Origin of the sequence: Delftia sp. WSY_12, from assembly GCF_043104645.1 — a bacterium.
In the GTDB taxonomy this organism is placed as follows: Bacteria; Pseudomonadota; Gammaproteobacteria; order Burkholderiales; family Burkholderiaceae_C; genus Comamonas; species Comamonas tsuruhatensis.
This window is the reverse complement of the sequence record NZ_JBICKW010000060.1, coordinates 1-21,380: the sequence shown is the minus strand read 5'-3', so window position 1 is coordinate 21,380 and position 21,380 is coordinate 1. Positions and strand designations below refer to the sequence as shown.

The window sequence follows — 21,380 nt, the reverse complement described above, 5'->3', positions numbered from 1 at the left end:
GCGCATGCGCACCAGGCGTGAGGGAATGTCTGCGCCCGTTCGTATAGGCATGAGGACCCGGGAACGCGACGCATTCGCAGCCCGGGAATCGCCATTGCCCAGATCCGCCACGGGACCTTCCATGTCTTCATTCCCCTCCAAGCCTTCCCGCCTTGCCTGCAGCCTTGCCCGCCACCATGCCGTTGCCGCGGGCATCGCGCTGCTGGCCCTGCAGCTGTCTCCAGCCGCACTGGCCCAGGCAGCACCGGCCCCGGCCACGGCCGCCAGCACCGACTTCCACATTCCCGCCCAGCCGCTGGACCAGGCGCTGGCCCAACTGGCCCGCCAGGCTGGCCTGCAGCTGCTGGCCGCGCCTGAACTGGTGCAGGGCCGCCGTGCGCCCGCCGTGGAAGGGCGCCTGAGCACCGCCGCCGCCGTGGCCCGGCTGCTGCGCGGCAGCGGGCTGGAAGGCCATGTGAGCCAGGGCACGCTGGTGGTGGAAAAGCCCGCCGGCACCGTGGCCCTGCCCGAAGTCACGGTCTCCGCCGTGGGCGAGACCACGACCACCGAGGGCTCGGGCTCCTACACCACGGGGCTGATGAGCACCTCGACCAAGCTGCCGCTGTCCATCCGCGAGACGCCCCAGTCCCTCACCGTGGTCACCCGCCAGAAGATGGACGACCAGGGCATGCTGTCCATCGACGACGTGGCCAACAGCGCCACCGGCATCACCATCAACCGCTGGAGCGACGACCGGGCGCGCTATTTCTCGCGCGGGTTCGTGATCGGTTCGTTCCTGCAGGACGGCGTGCCCGTCTCGTATGAAACCGACACCTCCACCTACGACACCATGGCCATGTACGACCACGTGGAAGTGGTGCGCGGCCCCACGGGGCTGATGACGGGCGTGGGCGACCCTTCGGGCACCATCAACTTCGTGCGCAAGCGCGCGCCGCGCACCACCCAGCGCTCGGTCACCCTGCGCGGCGGCAGCTGGAACCAGGCCGTGGGCGAGGTCGATGTGGGCGGCGCCCTCAACGAGGACGGCTCGGCGCGCGGGCGTGTGGTGGCCTCGGCCCAGTCGCGCGACCACTTCATCGATGGCTACAGCAGCCGCCGCCAGCTGCTGTACGGCACCGCCGAGTTCGACCTGGGGCGCGACACCACGCTGAGCGTGGGCGGCTCCTATGTGAACGAAGACAATCCCGGCTCGCAATGGATGGGCGTGCCCATGGGCTTCGATGGCTCCTTCCTCGACATTGCGCGATCCAGGCGTTTCTCGCCCTCCTGGAGCAAATGGGACAAGAAGGAGGTCAGCCTGTTCGCCGACCTGGAGCACCGCTTCGACAACGGCTGGAAGGCCAGGCTGGCCGCGCGCGCCCTGCAGGCCAAGTCCGCGCTGGACGGCGCCTACCTGGTCTCGGGCGGCCTGGACGACCAGGGCCGCACGCGCTACGACGTGGCCGGCGGCCTGTACGACTACGACAAGCGCCAGCTCAGCCTCGATGCCTCGGCCCAGGGCCCCGTGCGCCTGTTCGGCCGCGAGCATGACCTGGCCTTCGGCCTCAGCCGCCGCACCATCCGCTGGAGCGACCAGGGCTACAGCTACCTGTCGCCCACGGGGGAATGGCTGATCGCCAATGGCGTCGATCCCTATACCTGGAACCCCGACTCGCTGGACCGCTCCGGCCTGCTGGCCGAAGACCTGTGGACGCGCCGCCAGAAGACCACGCTCACCTCGGCCTACGCCACGGGCCGCTTCCTGCTGGCCGAGCCACTGAACCTGATCGCCGGCGCGCGCCTGGACTGGTACGACTTCACCAACGTCCAGCGCCAGGGCAGCTGGAGCCGGGAGCGCGAATTCAGCGAGAAAGCCCATGCCACGCCCTATGCGGCGCTGACCTATGACATCAGCAAGACCTACTCGGCCTATGCCAGCTACACCAGCATCTTCCGGCCGCAGGATTTTCTGGATGTCTCGGGCAGCATGCTGGCGCCGGTGGAGGGCCGCAACTTCGAGCTGGGCCTCAAGGGCAGCTACCTGGACGAGCGCGTGAACCTGGCCGTTGCCGTGTTCAACACCACGCAGGACAACCTGCCCCAGGCCATCGCGGACATCAACTCCTGCACAGTGAAGACCAATTGCTACCGCTCCGTCGGCAAGGTCAAGAGCAAGGGGCTGGACGTGGACATCAGCGGCGAGATCCTGCCGCGCCTGAACGCCGGCCTTGGCTATACCTTCACCCAGGCCAAGATCGCCAGCGACAGCACCGAAGGCGCCAAGGGCGCGCCCTATGCCAGCTACACGCCGCGCCACCAGCTCAAGCTGTCGGCCATGTACCACCTGGGCGGCGAGCTGGGCGCATGGCGCGTGGGCGGCGGCCTGCGCTACCAGAGCCGCACCACGTCCGAGTCGCTGACCAGCGCCGAGGGCTATGCAATCCGCCAGCCCGCCCATGCCGTGGCCGACCTGGTCATCGGCTATCGGGTGAACCGGCAGCTGGACCTGCAGATGAACATCAGCAACCTGTTCGACCGCCACTACTTCGAGACCCTGGGCACGAACAACGGCGGCAACTATTTCGGCGTGCCACGCAGGCTGCTGCTGACGGCCAAATACCAGTTCTGAACCGCCCATGAAAATGCCCCGCCGGTGGCGGGGCATGGAAAAAAGTGTGAAGCGCGCCGATAAGCCGGATTCTGTGCACGCGGTTGCCCGCATGTGACCGCCATTAATCTGGGCCGGGCGTCGCCGCCCGGCTCGGTGCTACCTACCCGCACACTCCGGGGGCCCCGTCAACGTATGCCTACTTGGTATTGCTGCGCGTAGAGATTGCCCGTTTCACCCGGGGACGCGTTCCGCGTCCCCGGGTGGCTATGGGGCCCAGGCTTTCGCCTGGGCGTCTGGCTTGCGCCATCCGTCGCCAGCTTGCGCTGGCACCCCATAGAACACCAAGTTGGCGGCACATGTCCCCGACTCGTCTCTGTTGCTCTGATCCTCACCTCACGGTGGACAGCCGTTAGCTGCTACGCTGCCCTGTGCAGTCCGGACGTTCCTCCAGTGCCGTGTTTCCACGATTGCACCAGCGGCGGTCTGGCGTGCTTCACGGGCGGCATTATCTCGCGGCTGGGGCCGGGCTGCAGGCAGATGGCGCAACAGCCTCACGGCGGCATGCAGAACTCGCGGCGGAATTGTTCGGGTGAGGTGCCGGCCTCGCGCTGGAACATGGCGATGAAGGCCGAGGGCGTGCTGTAGCCCAGGTCATAGGCGATCTGCTGCACGCTCAGGCCGGCCTCCAGCGCATCGATGGCCAGCAGGTAGCGCATGCGCTGGCGCCATTCGCCCAGGCCCATGCCCAGTTCGCGCTGGCAGTGGCGCGCCAGGGTGCGCTCGGTCATGTGCACGCTGGCGGCCCATTGGGCCAGGCTGCGGTGGTCCTCGGGCGCAGCGCGCATGCGGGTCAGCACTTCGACCAGGGCCGGGTGTTCGGCGGCCGGCAGATAGCCGGGCTCCACGGGAACGGCCCGCAACTGGTCGTAGAGCACACGGGCCAGGCGCAGGTCGGCGTCGGTGGCGGGAATGTGCACGTCGCGCACGGCAAAGTCGGCCAGGATGGCCTTGACGATGGCGCCGATGCGCATGGAGCACGGCTGCGCCGGCAGCTCCCTGCACAACGCAGGCGCCAGGTAGACCGAGCGGTAGACCACGGCGTGCGCCACATGGCAGCTGTGCACCACGCCGGGCGGCACCCAGACGCCGTACTGCGGCGGCGAGACCCAGCGCTGGCCTGCCGTGTCCATGCACATGCTGCCGTGGGGCGTGTAGTTGAGGTGACCCCAGCTGTGGCTGTGCGGCGGCACCTCGGTGTCGGCGCCGAATTCGTCGTAGCGGAAGTAGTACTCGCCCGGCACATCCTCGACGTTCTGGATGCGCATGGGCTTGCTGGTACGGGGCATGGCGGATGGTCCGGGTTGCGCTATCGATTGTCCGAAACCAGGGATGCACTCCAAGTCGGACAGAACGATCATAGGACCAGTCTTAGGAGTCTTCCAATGGGGTCTTACCTTTTCCCTTTGATCGCCGTGCTCATCTGGTCGGTCAATACCGTGGTCAGCAAGATGGCGGCCGACAGCATCGGCGCGGCCGAGATCGGTTTCTACCGCTGGCTGGTGGCAGCCGTGCTGTTCACGCCTTTCCTGCTGCCGTCCATCTGGCGCCAGCGCGCCGACATCCGGCCGCTGCTGCCGCGCCTCGTCGTGCTGGGAATGCTGGGCATGGTGATCTACCAGAGCCTGGCCTACTACGCGGCCCATATGACATCGGCCACGCACATGGGCCTGATCGGCTCGCTCACGCCCATGATGGTGCTGGGCCTGTCCACCGCCATGCTGGGCCAGGCGCTGAGCCGGGGCGCCGTGCTGGGCTGCGTGCTGGCGATTGCGGGCGTGGCCCTGGTGGTGTCTTCGGGGCAGCCTGCCACCTTGCTCACCCAGGGCCTCAATGGCGGTGACGCGCTGATGTTCGTGGCCATGCTGGCCTATGCCGTCTACAACATCCTGCTCAAGCGCTGGCCCATGCCGCGCCTGGCCACGGTGCAACTGCTGTACCTGCAGATCCTGGTGGCCGTGATCGCGCAGCTGCCGCTGTTCCTGATGGCGCCGCGCACGGGGCTGAACGCGGCCAACCTGCCGCTGGTGGGCTTTGCGGGCATCATGGCCTCCATCGCCGCGCCGCTGCTGTGGATGATGTCGGTGGCGCGCATCGGGCCGGGCCGCTCCAGCATGTTCTTCAACCTGGTACCCATCTTCACGGCCGTGATCGCCTTCATGGCATTGGGCGAGCCCCTGGCGGCCTACCACGCCGTGGGCGGCGTGCTGACCATCGGCGGCCTGCTGCTGGCCGAGCTGTGGAAGCAGCCCTTGCGTGCGCCGCGTGCCGCCGCCACCGCCTGAAAAAATCAGGGTTTTCCCGAGCGCAAATGGTGCACGCATGCCGCATGCCGGTGCGGCGCCCGCACCATTGCTGCCCATAAGAATTTGCATTCAGGCCTGCTCATAATTTCTTGTTGGACAGCCCTGTCCTGCCTTTCGATACTGCCGCCAAAGGAACCGCTGCAAGCGCCAGACGCCTGAGGTTCCCACGACACACGGGCCCGGTCCCAGCGGCCTGGCCCGTGTGCCCGCTGCACTTTCGAAGACAGGAGACACCCCATGAGCAGCCCGGCATCCGCCGCACATCCCCTCGCACAGAGCACAGGCGCCGGCGAGGCCGCGTCCCTCGACATGGACGCCACCTACCGCAAGATCGCCTGGCGCCTGATCCCTTTTCTGGTCCTGCTCTTCATCCTGGCCTGGATAGACCGCGTCAACGTCGGTTTCGCCAAGCTGCAGATGCTGGACGACCTGCAGTTCAGCGAGGCCATCTACGGCCTGGGCGCAGGCATCTTCTTCATCGGCTACTTCCTGTTCGAGGTGCCCAGCAACCTGCTGCTGGAGAAGATCGGCGCACGCAAGACGCTGGCGCGCATCACCATCCTGTGGGGCGCGGCCTCCATGGCCATGGCCTACGTGACCACGCCCACCATGTTCTACGTGCTGCGCTTCGTGCTGGGCGTGGTGGAGGCCGGCTTCTTCCCCGGCGTGGTGCTGTACCTGACCTACTGGTTCCCGGCCCGCCACCGGGCGCGCGTCAACGGCCTGTTCATGACCTCGTTCGCCATTGCCGGCGCCGTGGGCGGCCCGATTGCGGGCGCCATCATGAATGGCATGCAGGGCGTGGGCCATCTGTCCAACTGGCAGTGGCTGTTCATCCTGGAAGGCATTCCCTCGGTGATCGCCGGCTTCTTCGTGCTGCTGTACCTGCCCGAAAAGCCCGCCAACGCCAGGTGGCTGAGCGCGGCCGAGCAGCGCGCCGTGACCGCCGCCGTGGAGGCCGAGAACCAGGGCGGCCACAAGCATGTGTCCTTCCTGGATGCCTGCCGCAACTACCGCGTGTGGCTGTGCGCCGCCGTGTATTTCTGCATCGTCAGCGGCAACGCCACCATCGCGTTCTGGTCGCCGTCCATCATCAAGGAGATCGGCATCCAGAACACGCTGCAGATCGGCCTGATCTCGGCCATTCCCTTCCTGGCCGGCACGCTGGCCATGGTCTGGAACGGCATGCATTCGGACAAGACCGGCGAGCGCCGCATGCACTGCGCCCTGTCCGCGCTGATCGCGGCGGCGGGCCTGATCCTCACGGGCCTGTTCCTGCACAACGCCGTGCTCGCCCTGTGCGCGCTGACGCTGGCCTCCATCGGCATCCTCGCGGCCTTTCCCGTGTTCTGGTCGATTCCTGCCGCCTTCCTGGCCGGCACGGCGGCGGCCGGCGGCATTGCACTGATCAACTCCATCGGCAACCTGGCCGGCTTCGTGGCGCCCTACATGATCGGCGCGCTCAAGACCAGCACGGGATCGCTGTCCTCGGGCCTGTACTTCGTGGCAGCCCTCGAATTCCTGGCGGCCTTCCTGGTCGTGCTCTTCGTCAGGAAGCAGTGAGGCCTGCGCGTGCGGTGCCGCTCCACGCCCTCCGCACGCCACAGCCTGACTTCCGCGTTTTCTCACCGGGGCCCGCGGCCCCGAATTCCCCCTGGATCGCCTGCCATGCAACTGCAGTTCACCACCCCCGAAGGCCAGACCTTCGCCCCTGAATTCGACACCCTCATCGTCGCCGGCTGGGCCGGCCGCGACCGCGAGGCCATCGAGCACCACATCGAGGAGCTGGCCGCCATCGGCATCCCGCGCCCCAGCGCCGTGCCGCTGTACTACCGCATCTCCAGCAACCAGCTGAGCCAGCACAGCGCGCTGCAGGTGCTGGGCCCGGACTCCTCGGGCGAGGTCGAGGTCTTCGTGTTCACGCACGAAGGCGAGATGTTCGTGAGCCTGGCCTCCGACCACACGGACCGCAAGCTGGAAGCCTACAGCGTGGCCTTTTCCAAGCAGGCCTGCGTCAAGCCCGTGGCCACCCAGGCCTGGCGCTTTGCCGACGTGGCCGGCCACTGGGATGAGCTGGTCGTGCGCTCGTGGATCGTGGAAGACGGCCGCGAGGTGCTCTACCAGGAAGGCACGCTGGCCAGCCTGCGCACGCCCCAGGACCTGATCGCAGGCTTCACGGGCGGCAAGGATCTGCTGCCCGCAGGCTGCGGCATGACCTGCGGCACGGTGGGCGCCATCGGCGGCATCCGCCCCTCGACGCAGTTCTCCATGGAGCTGTACGATCCCCGCAGCCAGCGTTCCATCCGCCACAGCTACCGCAGCGAACTGCTGGACGTCGTGGCCTGAGCCGCGACTCCGATCCGCCCACGCCCGCCTTCACCCACAGGACTTCCCACATGACCCAAGCCCTCCCCCTGCCCAGCCTGGAACTGGCATCACAGCGCCTGCATGGCGGCGAAACCACCTCGGTGCAGCTGACCGAGCAGGCCCTGGCCCGCACCATGTCGGGGGAAGGCCCCAAGGTGTTCACGCGCGTGTTCCAGGGCGCGGCCCTGGCCGAGGCCCGCGCCAGCGACGTGCTGCGTGCGGCCGGCCTGGCGCGCTCGCCCATCGAGGGCCTGCCGGTCTCGGTCAAGGACCTGTTCGACATCGCCGGCTTTCCCACGCTGGGCGGCTCGCGCCTGCTGGCCGACGCACCGCCCGCGCAGCGCACGGCCGAAGTGGTGCAGCGCCTGCGCCAGGCCGGCGCCGTCATCGTGGGCACGACCAACATGACCGAGTTCGCCTACTCGGGCCTGGGCATCAACCCGCACTACGGCACGCCGCGCAATCCCTGGCAGCGTGACGAGGGCGGCGGCCGCATCCCGGGAGGCTCGTCCTCGGGCGCGGCCATCTCGGTCACCGACGGCATGGCCATGGCGGCCATCGGCTCGGACACGGGCGGCTCGGTGCGCATTCCTTCGGCGCTGTGCGGGCTCACGGGCTTCAAGCCCACGGCGCGCCGCGTGAGCATGGAGGGCGTGCTGCCGCTGTCGGCCAACCTGGACTCCATCGGCCCGCTGGCCCCCAGCGTGCGCTGCTGCGCCACGCTGGACGCCATCCTCTCCGGCGAGCCGCTGGGCGAGCTGCATGCCGCGCCGCTGCAGGGCCTGCGCCTGCTGGCACCCACCAACGTGGTGCTGGACGGCATGGACGCCACCGTGGCCGCCGCCTGGGAGCGCGCCCTGTCCCTGCTGTCGCAGGCGGGCGCCCACATCGCCCACGCCGTGGTCGCGCCCTTCGGCGAGCTGGCCGACATCAATTCCAAGGGCGGCTTCACGGCCGCCGAGGCCTGGGCCTGGCACCGCCAGCACATCGCCACGCGCCTGTCCGAGTACGACCCGCGCGTGGGCACGCGCATCCTGCGCGGCAAGGACATCAGCGCGGCCGACTACATCGACCTGCTGGCACGCCGCAGGCAGTGGATTGCCGCCGTGATCGCCCAGATGGCCGACCATGACCTGATCGTCATGCCCACCGTGCCCGTGGTCGCCCCGAAGATCGCCGACCTCACGCAGAGCGACGAGGCCTACTTCGGCGCCAACGGCCTGATCCTGCGCAACCCCACGCTGATCAACTTCCTCGACGGCTGCGCCATCTCCCTGCCCTGCCACCGCGCAGGCGAGGCGCCCGTGGGCCTGAGCCTGGCCGGCCTCGGCGGGCAGGACCGGCGACTGCTGTCCGTGGCCCTGGCCGTGGAGCAGCTGCTGGCTTCGGCGCAGGGCTGATCGACCAGACGGCCTCGGGCCTAGCCGCCCAGGCCGCTGCCCGGCAGCCGCGCCACGGCCTGGCCGTGGTTCAGCGCAAAGGCGGCGGCGGTCTCCTCGGCCGCGCGCGCCACCACTTCGGTCAGCGGGTTCTGGTGGTCATTGCGGTAGCAGGCCACCAGCGGCAGCGAGGGGAACTCACGGTCCACGCGCAGCAGGCGCAGGCGCTGCTCGGCCAGCTCGCGCTGGATGATGGCCGGCGGCACGGCGGCCACGCCCAGGCCGTCGCAGACCACGCGGATCATGGTGGCCACCGAGGCAATGCAGTTCAGGTGCACCGAGGCACTGCTTTCGGTGGAGAACAGCTGCTCGATCACCGCATAGGGCTCGGAGCCGCGCGCAAAGCACATGATGGGAAAGGCCGCCAGCTCGGCCAGGCTCAGGGTCTCGTCGCCGATGCCCAGCTTGGGGCTGCCCACCCACGCCATGGGAAATTCACCCAGCGACAGATGGCCCACGCCGGCCGCCGTCACGGGCTTGGCCTGCAGCGACAGGTCCAGCTGGCCCTTCACCAATTGCTCGGACATGTGCAGCGTGGTGTCGCAGGCAATCTCCACCTGCAGGCGCGGATAGCGCTGCTGCAGCAGCGCCAGGAAATCGGGGAACCAGCTGTGCACGATGGACTCGATGGCGCCGATGCGGATCACGCCCGCATAGGCCTGCTTGTCCAGCATGTCCTCGCGCATCTCGCGCATGAGGCGCAGCATGCGCTCGGCATGGACCAGGGCCTTGGCGCCGTCGGCCGTCAGCGTGACCTCGCGCACGCCACGGTCGAACAGGCGCACGCCGAACTCCTGCTCCAGCGTGGCGATGCGGCTGGAGACGGCGGCCTGCGTGGTGTACAGCCGCTCGGCCGTCATGCGGAAATTGCGCAGCTCGGCCAGCAGCACAAAGGTTTCCAGGAACCGTAGATTCATGCGGCGATGTTAGCCGTCCAGGCCATATCGATATAGCCCATGCATGGAACGCCTGCGTGCACAATGCTCCGTGACCGCGCACGCTGGCTGCGCAACACCCCGACTGTCCAACCACCACCCCAAAATCGCGGAGGTCCGATGAGAGCTGACAACATCCTGCAAACGATTGGCAACACGCCCCACGTGCGCATCAACCGCCTGTTCGGCGCCGGTGCCAATGTGTGGATCAAGTCCGAGCGCGGCAACCCCGGCGGCTCCATCAAGGACCGCATCGCCCTGGCCATGGTCGAGGACGCCGAAAAATCCGGTGCCCTGCAGCCCGGCGGCACCATCATCGAGCCCACCAGCGGCAACACCGGCGTGGGCCTGGCCCTGGTGGCCGCCGTCAAGGGCTACAAGCTGGTGCTGGTCATGCCCGAGAGCATGAGCATCGAGCGCCGCCGCCTGATGCTGGCCTACGGCGCCAGTTTCGACCTCACGCCCAAGGAAAAGGGCATGAAGGGCGCCATCGCCCGCGCCCAGGAACTGGCCAGCCAGACGCCCGGCGCCTGGATTCCCCAGCAGTTCGAGAACCCCGCCAACATCGATGTGCATGTGCGCACCACGGCACAGGAAATCCTGGCCGACTTCCCCGAAGGCCTGGATGTGCTGATCACCGGCGTGGGCACGGGCGGCCACCTGACCGGCGTGGCCAAGGTGCTCAAGGCCAGGCTCCCCCAGCTCAAGGTCTTTGCCGTGGAGCCTGCCGCCTCGCCCGTGATCTCGGGCGGTCAGCCCTCGCCCCACCCCATCCAGGGCATTGGCGCAGGCTTCGTGCCCAAGAACCTGGACACCAGCCTGCTGGACGGCGTGATCCAGGTCGAGGCCGAACCTGCGCGCGAGTACGCACGCCGCTCGGCCCGCGAGGAAGGCATCCTGGTCGGCATCTCCTCGGGCGCCACGCTGGCCGCCATCGCGCAGAAGCTGCCCGAGCTGCCCGCAGGCGCCAAGGTGCTGGGCTTCAACTACGACACGGGCGAGCGCTACCTGTCGGTGGAAGGCTTTCTGCCGGCCTGACCGCCCTGCACCCTGAACAAGCCAAAGGCCCTTCGCGGGCCTTTTGTCATGGCAGAGCCGTTCAGATCGTCAGGCCCTGAGCCAGGTGCCGCAGCAGCGCATCCACCTTGGGCAGCAACTGGCGGCTGCGCGGCCAGACCAGGTGCAGCGGCAGGCCATCGACTTCGGCGCCGGGCAGCAGCCGCAGCAGGTGGCCATCGCGCAGCGGCGCCTCAACCATCCACGTGGCCAGTTGGGCGATGCCGCAGCCCGCCATCACGGCAGCCACCACCGCTTCGCCATCGCCCAGCACCATGCGCGGCTGCACCGCAATGGCGCCGGCACTGCTCTGCCATGCACTCATGCCTGCATCGGTCCTTCCATAGGCCACGGCATCATGGCCGGCCAGTGCCTGCAGGCTGTCAGGCGCTCCGCGCCGCTCCAGATACGCAGGCGATGCGCAGAACACCAGCCGCTCCCGCCCCAGCAGACGCTGGCCCAGTCCCGCAGGCAGCTGCACGCTGCCGCCTATGCGCACGGCCACGTCGATGTCTTCGTCCACCACGTCCACGAAGCGGTCCGTGAACGACACCTGGGGCTGCACCGCCGCATGGCGCTGTGCAAACTCCAGCAGCAGCGGCATCACCTTCATCCGTCCGTACAGCGCCGGCAGGTCCACGCGCAGCCTGCCTGCCGGCTCCAGGTGCTCGGCGGCCAGCACCTGCTCGGCCGACTCCAGCTCGCCCAGCACGCGCACACAGGTGCGGTAGAAGGCCTCGCCGGCATCGGTCAGCCGCAGCCGCCGCGTCGTACGTTCAAACAGGCGCGTCGCCAGCCGGGCTTCCAGCCGGGCCACGGCCTTGCCCACGGCCGAGCCCGTCAGGTGCAGCCGCTCGGCAGCAGCCGTGAAACTGCCCGCGTCTGCGGTACAGACAAAGGCCTCGATGCCCTTGAGACGCTCCGAAGGAAACATGGCGATGGCGGCTTTCATTCAAGAATCAATTTCCAGTATCTGCAGAAAATTCATCCGAGATAAGAATTCACATCTTAAATAAGCTCGCGGGCCTGTTGTTTCTTTTCCCGGAGTCTTTGCGCATGTCTCCTGCCCCATCCCTGAACCGCGATGCCCGCCCCTCCATTCCTGCCACCCAAGGCAAGGCCGCCACCGCCGTGCTGGCGGTGGCGGCTTTCGTCATCGTCACAACGGAGTTCCTGATCGTCGGCCTGCTGCCGGCGCTGGCGCGCGACCTGGGCACCAGCGCTGCGGCGGCCGGCCAGCTGGTCACGCTGTTCGCCCTGGTCGTGGCGCTGGCCGGTCCGCCGCTCACGGCCTGGCTGGCACCGGTGGGCCGCAAGCGCCTGTTCGTGGCCATTGCCCTGCTGTTTGCGGGCTCCAATGCGCTGGCGGCCGTGGCGCCCAGCCTGGGCGTGCTGGCACTGGCGCGCCTGCTGCCGGCCATGGCGCTGCCGGTGTTCTGGGGCACGGCCAGCGAAACCGCTGCGCAACTGGCAGGACCGTCACGCGCAGGCCGTGCCGTGGCCAGCGTCTACCTGGGCATTTCTGCGGCGCTGCTGCTGGGCATTCCCCTGGGCACGCTGGCCGCCGATGCCGTGGGCTGGCGCGGCGCCTTCGGCCTGCTGGCCCTGCTGTCGCTGCTGGTGGCCCTGGCCCTGCAATGGAAGATGCCGGCGCTTGAAGGCGCGCCCCGCATGCCCCTGGCGCAGCAGTTGCGCGTGTTGCGCACTCCCCGGTTCCTGGCGCAGATTGCGCTGTCGGTGCTGGTCTTCACGGCCATGTTCACGGCCTATACCTATCTGGCCGAAATCCTGGAGCGCGCCGCCGGCGTGGCACCCGCACGCGTGGGCTGGTGGCTGATGGGATTTGGCGCCGTCGGCCTGGCCGGCAACTGGCTGGGCGGGCGCTGGGCCGAGCGCCACGCGCTGAGAGTCACAGCGGCCCTGTGCCTGTTACTGGCCCTGGGCATGGCGGCCACCGTGCAGCTGGCCCAGGCCCTGCCCTGGCTGGTGGTCGCGCTGGCCGTCTGGGGCGTGGCCAACACGGCCCTGTACCCGGTCTGCCAGATCCGCGTCATGCAATCCGCACCCCAGGCGCAGGCCCTGGCGGGCACGGCCAATGTCTCGGCCGCCAATGCCGGCATTGCGCTGGGTGCCCTTTTGGGCGGATGGGCACTGCAGACCGCAGGCCCTCTGTCCACGGGCCGGGTTGCCGCCGGCCTGGCCATGCTGGCGGCCGTGGCGGCGCTGTGCATGGCACGCTCGGGGCGAGCAAGGCACGCGCACTGCGCATGATCCACTCCATGAAGAGCCAGGGCCGGCAATCGCAGCGGCGTGCATTGTTGCTGGCCGCTGCATGCTGCGTTGTCTGCTCGCGCACAAAGTGAACCGCCTCGGGCCTGGACAATCCGTACCGGCGCCGCGACCGCATCCCGGACCGCCGCCTGTGTGCAGCGCAGACGTGACGCCCAGCCCGGCGTAAGACAGTTGTGTGGAGATCTCTTACAAAACATGTTGCGCCCAAAGGTCATGCTGAACGCGCATCGGGCAAACCCGACTCTGGCCTACGATGGTCTGACCAAGGAGTAAAAAAATCTTGTTCGGTTTCTTTGAAAAACGCGTCCCGCCCTATCCCAGCGTCGAGCCCACGGTCCCGCCCAAGGGCTTTTTCGCCTTCATCTGGGCCTGCACGCAAGGCATGCGCGGCTGGATCGCGCTGCTGACCTGCACCTCGGCGCTGCTGGCCGTCTACGAGGCGGCGCTGTTCGCCCTGATGGGCCATGTGGTGGACTGGCTTTCCACCGTGTCGCCGGCAGGCTTCTGGGAGCAGCAGCGCGGCACGGTCTGGGGCATTGCCGCCATCCTCTTGTCCAGCGTGCTGCTGCTGGCCTTTCACACGGCAGTGATGCACCAGGTGCTGGCCATCAATTTCCCCATGCGCCTGCGCTGGGTGTTCCACCGGCTGATGCTGGGCCAGAGCATGTCGTTCTATGCGGACGAGTTCGCGGGCCGCATCACCACCAAGATCATGCAGACGGCGCTGTCGGTGCGCGAAGTGGTGTTCATGGTGGTCGATGTGCTGGTGGGCGTGAGCGTCTACATGATCGGCATCCTGGTGCTGGCGGCCAGCTTCGAGTGGCGGCTGATGATTCCGTTCGCGCTGTGGCTGCTGGCCTATATCGGCGCCTGCTTCTACTTTGTTCCGCGCCTGGGCAAGATCGGCAAGGAGCAGGCCGATGCGCGCTCCATGATGACGGGCCGCGTGACCGATGCCTATACCAACATCGCCACCGTCAAGCTGTTCGCCCACACGCGCCGCGAGGCAGAGTACGCGCGCAACGCCATGGACGCCTTCAAGTCCACCGGCTATGCGCAGATGCGGCTGGTCAGCCTGTTCGAGATCACCAACCACCTGATGATCACCCTGCTGCTGGTGGGCTCCACGGGCACGGCGCTGTACCTGTGGTCTGCCGGTCAGGCCAGCGCGGGCGTGGTGGCAGCGGTGATTGCCATGGCGCTGCGGCTGATGGGCTATTCGCACTGGGTGATGTGGCAGATGACGGGCCTGTTCGAGAACGTGGGCACCATCCAGGACGGCATCCTCACGCTGACCAAGCCGCGCACCATCGTGGATGCGCCCGACGCCAGGCCGCTGCAGGTCACGCACGGCGCCATCGCCTTCGAGGACCTGAGCTTTGCCTACAAGGACGGCGGCAAGCAGGTGATCGACCACCTGAACCTGCACATTCGCGCGGGCGAGCGCATCGGCCTGATCGGCCGCTCGGGCGCGGGCAAGTCCACGCTGGTGAACCTGCTGCTGCGCTTCCATGAACCCCAGGGCGGGCGCATCACCATCGACGGGCAGGACATCCGCACCGTCACGCAGGACAGCCTGCGCGGCGCCGTGGGCATGGTGACGCAGGACACCTCGCTGCTGCACCGCTCCATGCGCGACAACATCCTCTACGGCCGCCCCGATGCGACCGAGCAGGAAATGCTGGCCGCCGCGGACAAGGCCGAGGCCTCGGACTTCATCGCCACGCTGACCGACCTCAAGGGCCGCAGCGGCTACGACGCCCAGGTGGGCGAGCGCGGCGTCAAGCTGTCGGGTGGCCAGCGCCAGCGCGTGGCGATTGCGCGCGTGATGCTCAAGGACGCGCCCATCCTGCTGCTGGACGAGGCCACCAGCGCGCTGGACAGCGAGGTCGAGGCCGCCATCCAGCAAAGCCTGGACAGCCTCATGCACGGCAAGACCGTGATCGCCATCGCCCACCGCCTGTCGACCATCGCGGCCATGGACCGGCTCATCGTCATGGACCAGGGCCAGATCGTCGAGCAGGGCACGCACCAGCAACTGCTGGAGCTGGGCGGCATCTACGCCAAGCTGTGGTCGCACCAGAGCGGCGGCTTCCTCGCAGAGCAGGGCTCGGAAGCTGCCAACGCCAACGGCTAGACGCTCGCCAGATCCCGGTCCAGCTGCGTATGCAATGTGTAGCGGCTGGCCGGGTGCAAGGTCACGCTGAGGTCCATCAACTCCCCATCGGTATCCAGGTAGCGGCGCACGATCTTCAGCGCCGCTGACCCTGCCGGGGCCTGCAATTCTTCCGACAGCGCATCCGGAATGAGCGCTCCCACCACGGCCTGCCGCACCCGCGCGATGCGCAGGCCGTATTGCTGCTCCAGCAGGCTGCTGACCAGCAACTCGGGCGCGGCGCGCACGCGCTCGGCCAGCTCCTGCGTGTCAAAGCGCTGCGCATCCACATAGACCACGGTCCAGGCAATGGGCAGGTGCGGTGCGGCGCCGTCGCGGCGCAGGCTGCAGATGGCCAGCCAGCGGCTGCCGGCCGGGCAGTCCAGCTCGGCGGCCAGGTCCTGGTCCAGCACCACCTCCTCGATGCGCCGCACTTCGCGCACATGGGTGGCGCCGAACTGCACCAGGTCCTCCAGCGAGGTCAGCGCCTGGCGGTAGTGCGCATGGGGCTGCGCCGCCTCCACGCGCGTGCCGACCTTCTTGCGCCGCGAGACCAGCCCCGACTGCTGCAGCTCGGCAATCGCCGCGCGCACAGTGTGGCGGCTCACGCCATAGCGGTCGCACAGCTCCAGCTCGGTAGGCAGCAGGGCGCCCACGGCGTATTCGCCCGAGGCAATGCGCTCGGACAGGTCGCGCGCCACCTGGGCATAGCGTGTCTCAGCCATGGGCGCAGGCCTTCCCCCCAGGCAAACCCGGATGTTCGTAATGTACGTACATAAATAAAAATATCGATATGTCCGAACTTAATCGCAATTACGCACCATGACCCTTCCGTCCTTCACCGCCAGCACCGCCATCGATTCGCTGCTGTTCCGCGACGCCTTCGGCACCCCCGCCATGCGCGCCATCTTCGCCGACAGCGCGCTGGTGTCGCGCTACATAGAGGTCGAGGTCGCGCTGGCACGCGCCCAGGGCCGCTGCGGCGTGATTCCGGCCGAGGCCGCACACGAGATCGCGCAGCGCTGCAGCCTCGAAGCGCTGGACTTCGAGCTGCTGCGCAAGGAAACCGACATTGTCGGCTACCCCATCCTGCCGCTGGTGCACCAGCTGGTGAAACAGTGCGGCGACGCAGGCCGCTACATCCACTGGGGCGCCACCACCCAGGACATCATGGACACGGCCACCGTGCTGCAGGTGCGCGATGCGCTGGACCTGGTCGATGCCGACATCGCCGCGCTGCGCACCATCCTGGCCGACCTGGCAGAACGCCACCGCGACACGCCCATGGCCGGCCGCACGCACCTGCAGCACGCCCTGCCCATCACCTTCGGCTACAAGGCCGCCATCTGGCTGGCCATGTTCGACCGCCATGCCCAGCGCCTGAAGGAACTGCGCCCGCGCGTGCTGGTGGGCCAGTTCGCGGGGGCGGCAGGCACGCTGGCCTCGCTGAGCGGCCGGGGCCTGGAAGTGCAGCAATTGCTCATGGAAGAACTGGGCCTGGGCGTGCCCGCCACCACCTGGCATGTGGCGCGCGACGGCCTGGCCGAGGCCGTGAATTTCCTGGCACTGGTCACCGGCTCGCTGGGCAAGATCGCCTACGACGTGATGCTGCTGTCCTCCACCGAGTTCGGCGAGGTGTTCGAGCCCTTCGTCACCGGGCGCGGCGCCAGCAGCACCATGCCGCAAAAGCGCAACGCCATCTCCAGCGAGCTGATGCTGGCCGCCTCCAAGGCCGTGCGCCAGCATGCGGGCCTGATGCTGGACGCCATGGTCCAGGACCTGGAGCGCGCCACCGGCCCCTGGCACGCCGAATGGGTGGCCCTGCCCGAGAGCTTCGTGCTCTCGGCCGGCGCCCTGCACCAGGCGCGCTTCATGCTGGGCGGCCTCATCGTCGATCCCGAACGCATGGCCCGCAACCTGGACATGACCGACGGTCTGATCGTGGCCGAGGCCGTGATGATGGGCCTGGCCCCGCACACGGGCCGCCAGCAGGCGCACGACATCGTCTATGCCGCCTGCCGCAGCGTCAACGCCGAGGGCGGCACGCTGGCCGATGCGCTGGCCCGCCTGCCCGAAGTCACGGCCCATTTCGACCGCGCGGCGCTGCAGCGCCTCACCGACCCGCGCAACTACCTGGGCGAGGCCCCGCAGATGGTGGACCGCGCCCTTGCGCTGTCGCGCGCCCATACAGCCAGCGGCCGCTGACATCCCGGCCCAGGACAGAACACAGCACTACAGGAGACAACACCATGCCTTTCCATCTTCCCCGCCTGCCACGCCTGGCCCTTGCCCTGGCCGCCACCACCTTCGCCCTGGCCGCGCACGCCCAGGGCGGCTACCCCGCCAAGCCGCTGACCTGGATCGTGCCCTTCGCGGCCGGCGGCCCCACGGACGCCATGGCGCGCGACATCGCCCAGCGCACCAGCACCCAGCTGGGCCAGCAGATCATCATCGAGAACGTTCCGGGTGCGGGCGGCACCATCGGCGCGGCCAAGGCGGCGCGCTCGGCGCCCGACGGCTACAGCTTCCTGGTCGGCCACATGGGCTACATGGGCGCGGCGCCGTCGCTGTACAAGAAGCTGGCCTATGACCCGGTCAAGGACTTCGAGGCGGTGTTCCGCTTCCCCGACACGCCGCTGGTGCTTCTGGTGGGCAAGAACTCCCCGTACAAGACGGCCGAGGAGCTGGTGGCCTTCGGCAAGCAGAACCCGGGCCGGCTGAACTTCGGCAACGCGGGCGTGGGATCGACCTCGCACCTGGTGGCAGCGCTGTTCGCCAGCCGCGCGCAGATGGAGATCACCCAGGTGGCCTACAAGGGCGCGGCACCGGCCATGACCGATGTGATCTCGGGCCAGGTCGATGCCATGTTCGACCAGACCAACACCGCCCTGCCCCAGCTGGCCGGCGAGCGCATCCGCGCCATCGCCCTCACCTCGGACAAGCCCATGCCCCAGTTCCCGGGCGCCGCCGCGCTGGGCCAGAAGCTGCTGCCGGGCTTCGAGACCGCCACCTGGTACGGCATCTACGCGCCCAAGGGCACGCCGCGCGACGTGGTGCAAAAGGTCTACCAGGCCTATACCAAGGCCCTGGCCGACAAGGCCTGGACCGACAGGATGGCCGCCCAGGGCATACGCCTGCTGCCCGCAGATCAATACGCGCCCGAAGCCCTGGCACGCCACACGGCCGCCGAGGTGGAGCGCTGGCGCAAGGTGGCAGCCGACGCGAAGATCTCGCTGGACTGAGCCCATGGACCAGACACGCACCCAGGCCCAGGCACAGACCCAAGCTCATACCCGCATCGAGCACGATGCCTTCGGCCCCGTCCACATCCCTGCCGACCGCCTCTGGGGCGCGCAGACCCAGCGCGCGCTGGAGCTGTTCACCATTGGCGAGGAGCGCTTTCCGCAGGGCCTGTACCGCGCATTCGGGCTGCAGAAGCTGGCGGCAGCGCGCGCCAACCGGCGCCTGGGCGTGCTGGACGACCAGCGCGGCGCGGCCATCGAGGCCGCAGCCGCCGAACTGCGCGACGGCCTGCTGGACGCGCATTTCCCGCTGACCATCTGGCAGACGGGCTCGGGCACGCAGACCAACATGAATGCCAACGAGGTCATCGCCAACCGCGCCAACCAGATGCTGGGCCAGCCCCCGGGCACGCGCAGCCCGGTCCACCCCAACGACCATGCCAATGCCTCGCAGTCGTCCAACGACAGCTTTCCCACGGTGATGCACCTGGCCACGGCGCTGGAGCTGCGCGACCACCTGCTGCCCGCCCTGGAACAGCTGCAGCAGCGCCTGCAGGAACGCGCCCTGGCCTTTGCCGGCGTGCTCAAGGTGGCGCGCACGCACCTGATGGACGCCGTGCCCATGACGCTGGGCCAGAGCTTCGAGACATTCGCCCACCAGGTGGGCCACGGCATCCACCGGCTGCGGGACACCCAGCCCCGGCTGTGGAGCCTGGCCCAGGGCGGCACTGCGGCCGGCACGGGGCTCAACGCGCCGGCCGGATTCGACCGGATCTTCTGCGAGGAGATACAGGCGCTCACGGGCCTGGCGGTCACGCCCAATCCCTGCAAGTTCGAAGGCATGGCCGCGCACGATGCGCTCATCGAGGTCTCGGGCGCACTCAATGTGGTGGCCGGTTCGCTGGCCAAGATGGCCAACGACATCCGCCTGCTGGGTTCAGGCCCGCGCTGCGGCCTGGGGGAGCTGGTGTTTCCCGACGATGGGCTGAGCTCCTCCATCATGCCGGGCAAGCGCAACCCGACCGTGGCCGAGGTCGTGGTGCAGGCCGCCTACCAGGCCATGGGCCACCACCTCACCGTCACGCTAGCGGGCTCGGCCGGGCACTTCGAGCTCAACGTGGCCAAGCCCGTGCTGATCCACCACCTGCTGCGCGCCATGCGCGCGCTGGGCGACGCCATCCGCGTGTTTGCCGAGAAACTGGTGGCCGGCCTGCAGGCACATACGGAGCGGCTGGAGCAGCAGGTCAGCCACTCGCTGCTGCAGGCCACCGCGCTCAACCCGGTACTGGGCTATGACGCCGTGGCACGCATCACGCGCGAGGCCATGGCGCGCGGCATTGCGCCGCGCGAGGCAGCCGTGGAGCTGGGGCTGATCACGGCGGCCGAGTACGACCGGCTGGTGGACCTGCGTGCCATGGCCGGGCTGCCGCCCGCGTAGCGGCCTCAATCCTCCAGGCCTATGTTCTGCACGATCTTCTTCTCGTCCTCGAACGCCTTCCTGGCGAACGCCGTGTACTCCTGGCTGCCGCGGAACTGCGTGCGCACGCCGTAGTTGCCGACGACCTGGCGGAAGGCCGGGTCGTCCATGGCGGCCTTGATGGCGGCTTCGAGCTTGCGCACGATCTCTGGCGGCAGGCCGCGCGGCCCGGCGATGCCCAGGGGCGAGGGCACATCGAAGGCATAACCGGCCTCGCGGAACGTGGGCACGTTGGCAAAGGCCTCGGGCCGCACCTCGGAGGCCGAGGCCAGCGCGCGCAGCTTGCCCGAGCTCAGGTACGGCAGCACCGTGTTGGCGTATACGCCTGACTTGATGTGGCCTGCCATCAGCGAGTTCAGCGCCTCGGCATCGCCCTTGAAGGGCGCATGCGTGAAGCGTGCGCCCGTGGCCTGCTCCAGCAGCGCCATCACCACGTGGTTGGCCGTGAACTTGCCCGGCGTGCCGTAGTCCACGGCACCCGGATTCTTCTTGGCGAACTCGACCAGGTCCTGCACCGTCTTGAACGGCGAGTCCTGGGGCACGGCCAGCACGAAGTCATAGGTCATGTAGGTGGCGATGTAGCTGAGATCGCGCACCGGGTCGTACTGCACCTTCTGGATGTGCGGCTGGCGGAAGATGCTCACGGGCGCCAGCGTCAGGCGGTAGCCGTCCGGCTTGGCCGATCGCATGTCCATCACGCCCATGGACGCGCCTGCGCCGGGCTTGTTCTCGATCACCACGGTCTGCCCCAACTGCTTGCCCATGCCCTGGGCCAGCGCACGCGCCACCACGTCGGTCACGCCGCCCGCGCCGTAGGGCACGACCAGGCTGATGGGACGGCTGGGATAGCTGTCCTGCGCCCATGCTGCGCCCGTCATCAGGACCGATGCGCACATCCATGCGCCAAACACTCGTCTTTGCATTTCCATCTTCCTCAGAGGCTCACGACCATCGAACTTGCTGCTGTTCAATTTAGATGGATGCATGCCAACCATGGATTCGGGCAAGCCCGTAGCGTTGGTGCGTCTGGGGAAAACGCGCAGCGTGGGTGCGGGACTGATGGCTCTATAGCAGGGGGTGGCGTGGTTGCTTGGTTTGCGGGGGGTGGTGGGGTGTTTTTTTGCGCATTGTGGGGGGTGGGGCATGTCTTTGAGGCGACAGTCATGGGGCGTGTGCCCTCAGAGTGGCTGCCATTCCGGGATGCTTTTTTGTCCCTGCCGGGGGGTTGTTTTTCGAGGCCGGGTTTCGGCCCGGCGGCCGACCTACTTTCTTATCGCGCGATAAGAAAGTAGGCAAAGAAACGCGCCCAGGTACGACTCACACTCATAGGTGACACATCAGTACAAGGACATGGGTAACAGATCCAAGCTTGGCAGCTGGAGCCAACAGCAGCCAAGGAGCGATCACCATGCCCTGGAAGGAGTGCGCACCCATGGACGAGAAACTGCTCTTCATAGCCGACCA

16 protein-coding genes and 1 other RNA gene are annotated in these 21,380 nt (G+C 68.1%); 11 read left to right on the top strand and 6 right to left on the bottom strand.

Annotation, left to right across the window (positions count from 1 at the left end):
* Positions 1–121: 121 nt before the first annotated feature.
* Complete coding sequence (locus tag ACF8LI_RS26035; RefSeq protein ID WP_392414518.1) at positions 122–2,608, top strand: TonB-dependent siderophore receptor; 2,487 nt, start codon at positions 122–124, stop codon at positions 2,606–2,608.
* 44 nt (positions 2,609–2,652) lie between these two features.
* On the opposite strand, the gene rnpB is transcribed toward ACF8LI_RS26035, so the two are convergent.
* Positions 2,653–3,085: RNase P RNA component class A (rnpB, locus tag ACF8LI_RS26030), an RNA gene on the bottom strand.
* A gap of 56 nt (positions 3,086–3,141) precedes the next feature.
* Positions 3,142–3,936, bottom strand: coding sequence for a helix-turn-helix domain-containing protein (locus tag ACF8LI_RS26025; RefSeq protein ID WP_016448050.1), 795 nt, complete (start codon positions 3,934–3,936; stop codon positions 3,142–3,144).
* 96 nt (positions 3,937–4,032) lie between these two features.
* Between ACF8LI_RS26025 and ACF8LI_RS26020 the strand changes: the two genes are divergently transcribed.
* The 4 genes from ACF8LI_RS26020 to ACF8LI_RS26005 all read left to right on the top strand — a co-directional run bounded on the left by ACF8LI_RS26020 (position 4,033) and on the right by ACF8LI_RS26005 (position 8,720).
* A complete protein-coding gene (locus ACF8LI_RS26020) occupies positions 4,033–4,932 on the top strand; it encodes a DMT family transporter (protein ID WP_016448051.1) in 900 nt (299 codons plus the stop codon).
* Positions 4,933–5,190: 258 nt separating this feature from the next.
* Positions 5,191–6,516 carry an MFS transporter gene (locus ACF8LI_RS26015; protein ID WP_016448052.1) on the top strand — a complete coding sequence of 442 codons (1,326 nt, stop codon included), beginning with the start codon at positions 5,191–5,193 and terminating at the stop codon, positions 6,514–6,516.
* Between the two features lie 105 nt (positions 6,517–6,621).
* A complete protein-coding gene (locus ACF8LI_RS26010) occupies positions 6,622–7,299 on the top strand; it encodes a DUF2848 domain-containing protein (protein WP_043822013.1) in 678 nt (225 codons plus the stop codon).
* A 50-nt stretch (positions 7,300–7,349) separates the two neighbouring features.
* A complete protein-coding gene (locus ACF8LI_RS26005; RefSeq protein WP_392414517.1) occupies positions 7,350–8,720 on the top strand; it encodes an amidase in 1,371 nt (456 codons plus the stop codon).
* Positions 8,721–8,740: 20 nt separating this feature from the next.
* Here ACF8LI_RS26005 and ACF8LI_RS26000 read toward each other — a convergent pair whose 3' ends face one another.
* Positions 8,741–9,676, bottom strand: coding sequence for a LysR family transcriptional regulator (locus tag ACF8LI_RS26000; protein WP_047470973.1), 936 nt, complete (start codon positions 9,674–9,676; stop codon positions 8,741–8,743).
* 138 nt (positions 9,677–9,814) lie between these two features.
* On the opposite strand from ACF8LI_RS26000, the gene cysK reads away from it, so the two are divergent.
* Complete coding sequence (gene cysK, locus ACF8LI_RS25995; RefSeq protein WP_392414516.1) at positions 9,815–10,732, top strand: cysteine synthase A; 918 nt, start codon at positions 9,815–9,817, stop codon at positions 10,730–10,732.
* Positions 10,733–10,793: 61 nt separating this feature from the next.
* Here cysK and ACF8LI_RS25990 read toward each other — a convergent pair whose 3' ends face one another.
* Complete coding sequence (locus ACF8LI_RS25990; RefSeq protein WP_392414515.1) at positions 10,794–11,702, bottom strand: LysR family transcriptional regulator; 909 nt, start codon at positions 11,700–11,702, stop codon at positions 10,794–10,796.
* A gap of 104 nt (positions 11,703–11,806) precedes the next feature.
* Between ACF8LI_RS25990 and ACF8LI_RS25985 the strand changes: the two genes are divergently transcribed.
* Positions 11,807–13,021, top strand: coding sequence for an MFS transporter (locus tag ACF8LI_RS25985; RefSeq protein ID WP_047217433.1), 1,215 nt, complete (start codon positions 11,807–11,809; stop codon positions 13,019–13,021).
* A 301-nt stretch (positions 13,022–13,322) separates the two neighbouring features.
* The gene (locus ACF8LI_RS25980) at positions 13,323–15,179 is read left to right on the top strand and encodes an ABC transporter ATP-binding protein (protein ID WP_016448059.1); all 1,857 of its coding nucleotides are present in this window, start codon (positions 13,323–13,325) and stop codon (positions 15,177–15,179) included.
* On the opposite strand, the gene ACF8LI_RS25975 is transcribed toward ACF8LI_RS25980, so the two are convergent.
* Positions 15,176–15,922, bottom strand: a complete 747-nt coding sequence (locus ACF8LI_RS25975) for a GntR family transcriptional regulator (RefSeq protein ID WP_013804129.1) — start codon at positions 15,920–15,922, stop codon at positions 15,176–15,178. The two genes, ACF8LI_RS25980 and ACF8LI_RS25975, sit on opposite strands and share 4 nt — an antisense overlap.
* Positions 15,923–16,019: 97 nt before the next feature.
* Here ACF8LI_RS25975 and pcaB point away from each other — a divergent pair, with 97 nt between their 5' ends.
* From pcaB to ACF8LI_RS25960, 3 genes are read left to right on the top strand one after another with little or no spacing between them, the layout of a single operon-like run.
* The gene (gene pcaB, locus ACF8LI_RS25970; protein WP_392414514.1) at positions 16,020–17,402 is read left to right on the top strand and encodes a 3-carboxy-cis,cis-muconate cycloisomerase; all 1,383 of its coding nucleotides are present in this window, start codon (positions 16,020–16,022) and stop codon (positions 17,400–17,402) included.
* 44 nt (positions 17,403–17,446) lie between these two features.
* The gene (locus tag ACF8LI_RS25965) at positions 17,447–18,439 is read left to right on the top strand and encodes a tripartite tricarboxylate transporter substrate-binding protein (protein ID WP_012203368.1); all 993 of its coding nucleotides are present in this window, start codon (positions 17,447–17,449) and stop codon (positions 18,437–18,439) included.
* Between the two features lie 4 nt (positions 18,440–18,443).
* Entirely contained in the window at positions 18,444–19,877 is a 1,434-nt protein-coding gene (locus tag ACF8LI_RS25960) for a class II fumarate hydratase (RefSeq protein ID WP_392414513.1), read from the top strand.
* A 5-nt stretch (positions 19,878–19,882) separates the two neighbouring features.
* Here ACF8LI_RS25960 and ACF8LI_RS25955 read toward each other — a convergent pair whose 3' ends face one another.
* Positions 19,883–20,839 (bottom strand): tripartite tricarboxylate transporter substrate binding protein, encoded by a 957-nt coding sequence (locus ACF8LI_RS25955; protein WP_016448063.1) that lies wholly within the window; start codon positions 20,837–20,839, stop codon positions 19,883–19,885.
* Between the last annotated feature and the right edge of the window lie 541 nt (positions 20,840–21,380).

What these genes read in the sequence shown, in the direction of transcription:
- ACF8LI_RS25985 (WP_047217433.1), top strand. Translation starts at nt 11,807, where the DNA reads ATGTCTCCTGCCCCATCCCTGAACCGCGATGCCCGCCCCTCCATTCCT.
- ACF8LI_RS26010 (WP_043822013.1), top strand. Translation starts at nt 6,622, where the DNA reads ATGCAACTGCAGTTCACCACCCCCGAAGGCCAGACCTTCGCCCCTGAA.
- cysK (WP_392414516.1), top strand. Translation starts at nt 9,815, where the DNA reads ATGAGAGCTGACAACATCCTGCAAACGATTGGCAACACGCCCCACGTG.
- ACF8LI_RS26015 (WP_016448052.1), top strand. Translation starts at nt 5,191, where the DNA reads ATGAGCAGCCCGGCATCCGCCGCACATCCCCTCGCACAGAGCACAGGC.
- ACF8LI_RS26025 (WP_016448050.1), bottom strand. Translation starts at nt 3,936, where the DNA reads ATGCCCCGTACCAGCAAGCCCATGCGCATCCAGAACGTCGAGGATGTG.
- ACF8LI_RS25965 (WP_012203368.1), top strand. Translation starts at nt 17,447, where the DNA reads ATGCCTTTCCATCTTCCCCGCCTGCCACGCCTGGCCCTTGCCCTGGCC.
- pcaB (WP_392414514.1), top strand. Translation starts at nt 16,020, where the DNA reads ATGACCCTTCCGTCCTTCACCGCCAGCACCGCCATCGATTCGCTGCTG.
- ACF8LI_RS26005 (WP_392414517.1), top strand. Translation starts at nt 7,350, where the DNA reads ATGACCCAAGCCCTCCCCCTGCCCAGCCTGGAACTGGCATCACAGCGC.
- ACF8LI_RS25955 (WP_016448063.1), bottom strand. Translation starts at nt 20,839, where the DNA reads ATGCAAAGACGAGTGTTTGGCGCATGGATGTGCGCATCGGTCCTGATG.
- ACF8LI_RS26035 (WP_392414518.1), top strand. Translation starts at nt 122, where the DNA reads ATGTCTTCATTCCCCTCCAAGCCTTCCCGCCTTGCCTGCAGCCTTGCC.
- ACF8LI_RS26000 (WP_047470973.1), bottom strand. Translation starts at nt 9,676, where the DNA reads ATGAATCTACGGTTCCTGGAAACCTTTGTGCTGCTGGCCGAGCTGCGC.
- ACF8LI_RS25960 (WP_392414513.1), top strand. Translation starts at nt 18,444, where the DNA reads ATGGACCAGACACGCACCCAGGCCCAGGCACAGACCCAAGCTCATACC.
- ACF8LI_RS26020 (WP_016448051.1), top strand. Translation starts at nt 4,033, where the DNA reads ATGGGGTCTTACCTTTTCCCTTTGATCGCCGTGCTCATCTGGTCGGTC.
- ACF8LI_RS25990 (WP_392414515.1), bottom strand. Translation starts at nt 11,702, where the DNA reads ATGAAAGCCGCCATCGCCATGTTTCCTTCGGAGCGTCTCAAGGGCATC.
- ACF8LI_RS25975 (WP_013804129.1), bottom strand. Translation starts at nt 15,922, where the DNA reads ATGGCTGAGACACGCTATGCCCAGGTGGCGCGCGACCTGTCCGAGCGC.